The 4,194-nt window shown below is 72.8% G+C and carries 2 protein-coding genes and 1 pseudogene; all 3 read left to right on the top strand.

Going from position 1 to position 4,194, the window contains the following annotated elements; all coding sequences use genetic code 11:
- The first annotated feature begins 363 nt into the window (after positions 1 to 363).
- A complete protein-coding gene (locus TR48_RS05840) occupies positions 364 to 1,227 on the top strand; it encodes a lytic transglycosylase domain-containing protein (RefSeq protein WP_052442422.1) in 864 nt (287 codons plus the stop codon).
- Positions 1,228 to 1,458: 231 nt separating this feature from the next.
- Entirely contained in the window at positions 1,459 to 2,658 is a 1,200-nt protein-coding gene (locus tag TR48_RS05835; protein WP_042364799.1) for a permease, read from the top strand.
- A gap of 316 nt (positions 2,659 to 2,974) precedes the next feature.
- Positions 2,975 to 4,194: pseudogene (locus TR48_RS42975) on the top strand (hypothetical protein); the annotation flags it as partial.

Raw genomic sequence — 4,194 nt, 5'->3', positions numbered from 1 at the left:
GGAGGCCGCCCCCGCCGTTCGGCGGGGGCGGCCCTCGGTCGTTCGTAGGACATCGACCCCTGCCGCGCGTACTGAGACGCAGGTCACCGGCCTGCTGTGGCGCGCCCCACTTACTAGCGGTAACCCTTGCTCCGTTTGTGAAGCCCATGTGAGTGTTCACGAGGCAGGCGGTCAGAGAGCCTGCCGGGAGCGCGGTGACCGGTGCCAGAGCACCGACCTGTCAAACGCCGAACCGCTCCCCTGCTCGATCGGGCGAAGCCCGATGTCGCCGTGTGCGGAACCCATACGCAGCGACGCCGTTCTGGCGGTCGCCGGGATTCGTGCGCCCTCGGCCTCGGGCAGTTCCGTCGACCTTGGAGTGACATGCGACCCCGCATCCGCCTGAACCTCGTGCAGCTCAACAAGCGTCTCGCCACGACCCGCCTGAACCGGCGCGTCACCGCCGGCATCGGCGCCGCCCTGCTGGTCACCGGTGCCGCGACCGGCACCGCCGTGGCTCTGACGGGCAACGACTCCCCCGCCCACACCGCCGCCGCGGCCAGCACCGTCGCCGCCGCGCGTCCCACCACGGACAGCGCGAACCGCTCCGAGCAGCGTGCCCCGCTGGCCAGCCAGTCCGCGCAGGCCGCTGCCGCCGCCAAGGCGAAGGCCGACGCGGACGCGAAGGCCAAGGCGGACGCCGCGGCCAAGGCCAAGGCCGCCGCCGACGCCGCCGCGAAGGCGAAGGCCCAGCAGCAGGCGCAGGCCCAGGCCGCTGCCGCCGCCAAGGCGAAGGCCCAGCAGCAGGCGCAGGCCGCTGCCGCCGCCAAGGCGAAGGCCCAGCAGCAGGCGCAGGCCCAGGCCGCCGCCAAGGCTGCCGCCGCCGCTGCCGCCGCCAAGGCCGCGCAGCCGGTCTACGCGAACAACCTGAGCGGCTGGATCGCCCAGGCCCAGGCCGTCCTCGCCGCCCACGGCGACCACGTCCCGCCGGCCGCCGCCATCCAGGCCCGTGCCATGACGGAGTCCTCCGGCAACCCCCTCGCGGTCAACAACTGGGACGGCAACGCCGCCGCGGGCACCCCGTCCGAGGGCCTGATGCAGACCATCCAGCCGACCTTCAACGCCTACGCGCTGCCGGGTTACACGGACATCTGGAACCCGGTCGACAACATCATCGCCGCCGTGCGCTACGCGAACGCCACCTACGGCGCCTTCGAGAACATCGCCTACGGCACCCAGGGCTACTGATCAGGAACACCTGACCCCAGCGGCGGCTTTCATCCCTGTCCGCGCCGCTGGACCAAGGCCGCTCCCGCCTCGCGCGGGGGCGGCCTTGTCGCGTTCGCCCGATCACCCTTGTCGCGTTCGCCCGATCACCCTTGTCGCGTTCGCCCGATCACCATGCTTGGCTGATACCCCCTAGGGGTACAGGGGGGTGGTCGGCTCGCAGACTCGTCGCTCCGCGGAGATGATCACACCATGTCGGTCGTTCACGCCGTGCTCCACGCCCTGTCCATCGCGGGGTCGATGACCTGGGCGATCACCTGGGCCCTGATCCTCGGCTTCCTGCTGTCGGCGATCGTCCAGGCCGTGGTGCGCAAGGAGACGGTGGCCCGGCTGATGGGCGACGACCGGCCCCGGACGCTGGCCGTCTCCTCGCTCCTGGGCATGGCGTCCTCGTCCTGCTCCTACGCGGCGGTCGCGCTGGCCCGTTCGCTGTTCCGCAAGGGCGCGGACTTCACCGCGGCGATGGCCTTCGAGATCGCCTCGACCAACCTGGTGATCGAACTCGGGGTGATCCTGGCGCTGCTGATGGGCTGGCAGTTCACCCTCGCCGAGTTCACCGGCGGCCCCGTCATGATCGTGGTGCTGGCCCTGCTCTTCCGGCTCACCCTGCGCAGTCGTCTGCTGCGCGAGGCCCGCACCCAGGCCGATCGCGGCCTCGCGGGCGCGATGGAGGGCCACGCCGCGATGGACATGTCCGTCGGCGGCACGGGCTCCTTCCGCAGGCGGCTGCTTTCGCGCCGCGGCATCACCGCCGTCTCCCACGTGTTCGTCATGGAGTGGGCGGCGATCCTGCGAGACCTGGTGGTCGGCCTGCTGATCGCCGGGGCCATCGCGGCCTGGGTGCCGGACTCCTTCTGGCAGCACTTCTTCTTCGACGGACACCCGCTGCTGTCCAAGATCTGGGGACCGTTGATCGGCCCGGTGGTGGCGCTGGCGTCCTTCGTCTGCTCCATCGGCAACGTGCCGCTGGCGGTCGTGCTGTGGAAGGGCGGCATCAGCTTCGGCGGCGTCGTCGCGTTCATCTTCGCCGACCTGCTGATCCTGCCGATCCTCAACATCTACCGGAAGTACTACGGCGGACGGATGGCGCTCTACCTCGCCGCGACCTTCTACGCCGCGATGGTGGTCGCCGGGTACGCGGTGGAGCTCGTCTTCGGCGGACTGGGGCTGGTGCCGGACCAGTCCCAGGCCAAGCTCCCGACGGACGGCGTGAGCTGGAACTACACCACCTTCCTCAACATCGCGTTCCTGCTGGTGGCCGCCGCCCTGGTGATCCGGTTCCTGCGCACCGGCGGGCGCGCGATGCTCGCCATGATGGGCGGCTCCCCCGACGCCATGGACGACGCCACAGACCACCCGGCTCACGACCAGCCCTACGGCCACGAGGCGTGAACCGGCAGCGGCAGATCAGGCGGGACGTCGTCCGCCGACTCCGGACAGGCGTCCATCGCCGCGATCACCCGCGCGAACCACTCGGTGAGCGCACCGCGCAGACCGGGAACGTCGGGCAGGGCCACGTCGTCGTCAGCAGACCGGCACGGGACGATGCGTCAGCAGACCGGCACGGCCTGTGATCAACAGCCTCCGTGAGGGCCGCACGAGGGGCCCCGTTCGTGTCGGCGGGGACGCGGCCGACGCTCCGCAGGCCGTTACCCCTATCGTGGGTGCCCACCGCCCACGTCACCGACTCAGCCAGGGACCTCCGCTTATGACCCTCGCTTCCGTCCACAGCACCAGCACCCTCCCGTCACCGCTCTTGTCGCCCGAAGCCCGGGAAGACCTGAACCGCTACGCGGAGGCCGGCGGGTTCACCCTCCGGGCCGAAACCCACCCCTGGTACGCCGCCTTCGCCTCCGTGTCCCGCCTGGACGAGGCGCGCGCCGCGTCCACCGTCCTCGCGGAGCTGCGCGGCCACAACGTCCCCGACCTCCAGCAGGCGGCGGAACGGCTCGCCGAGCTGCCCGACCTCACCGCGCCCACGACCGTCCGCGAGACGGCCACCGCCGTGGCCCTGCTGCTGCGGGTCCGCAGCACGCTGGAGGTGCTGCGCCCCGAGGCGTACGCCGCCGAGGCCGACGCGCTCGACGCGCTGCTCGCCGCGACGGCCACCTCCGGGTGGCGCGCGGAGCGCGGCGTCAGCCAGTCCTGGTGGCAGCGGACCCGCCTCGCCCGCCGCGCCCGCTCCCTCACCGCGTCGCGCGGCGCGAGCCGCTCCGAGCTCCACGACGCGCTCGCGGAGACGGCGGCGACCCGCACCGAGTGGGCGGCCCTCACCGGCACCGACGCCCGCCCCGCGCTCCCGGGCGACGCCTCCTTCCTCGACCCCGCCGGCCCCGCCGCGGAGGCCGCGCTCACCGGCCTCGACCAGCTCACCGCGCTGCTGCGCGACGAGTCCGAGACGGCTCTGGCGGACCTCCCCTTCGCGGAGCTGGCCTCCCTCCTGGACCACCTCGCCAGCGACGAGGGCACCCTCTACCGTCTCCCCCGCCTCCGCGAGCTCCACGACGCGCTGACGGCCCAGGGCCTGGGCGACCTCCTGTCCCAACTCACCGCCGAACAGGCCGATGTGACGGCCACCGCAGCCGTCATCGCCCAGCGCACCGCCCTGGACCCGGCCGCCGAGGCAGCCCTGACGGCGGACACCGATGCCGAGGCTGAGGCGGTCGCAGAGCCGACGGTGGACACCGAGGTTGAGCCCGAGTCAGCCGCCGCCGTCGAGCTGGCGCCCGAATCCGAGACCGCCACGGGCACCGAGGCGGAGCCGGTCGCCGAGGCCGCCACGGACACCGAGGCGGAGGCCGAGACCGAGCTGGTCGCCGTAACCGAGCCCGTCACGTACAGCGTGACCGACGTCGAGCCCGCCGCGACGGCGGAGCAGACGGTCGCGGACGCCGACGCGGACCCCGCGCACAGCGCCGAGGCGGAGCC

Origin of the sequence: Streptacidiphilus neutrinimicus, assembly GCF_000787815.1 — a bacterium.
Taxonomy (GTDB): domain Bacteria; phylum Actinomycetota; class Actinomycetes; order Streptomycetales; family Streptomycetaceae; genus Streptacidiphilus; species Streptacidiphilus neutrinimicus.
Note: the sequence above shows the minus strand (reverse complement) of the source record. Positions and strands in the feature narration are given on the sequence as shown.

Excerpts from the sequence above, each read along its gene's own strand:
- TR48_RS05835 (WP_042364799.1), top strand. The coding sequence starts at position 1,459 with ATGTCGGTCGTTCACGCCGTGCTCCACGCCCTGTCCATCGCGGGGTCG.
- TR48_RS05840 (WP_052442422.1), top strand. The coding sequence starts at position 364 with ATGCGACCCCGCATCCGCCTGAACCTCGTGCAGCTCAACAAGCGTCTC.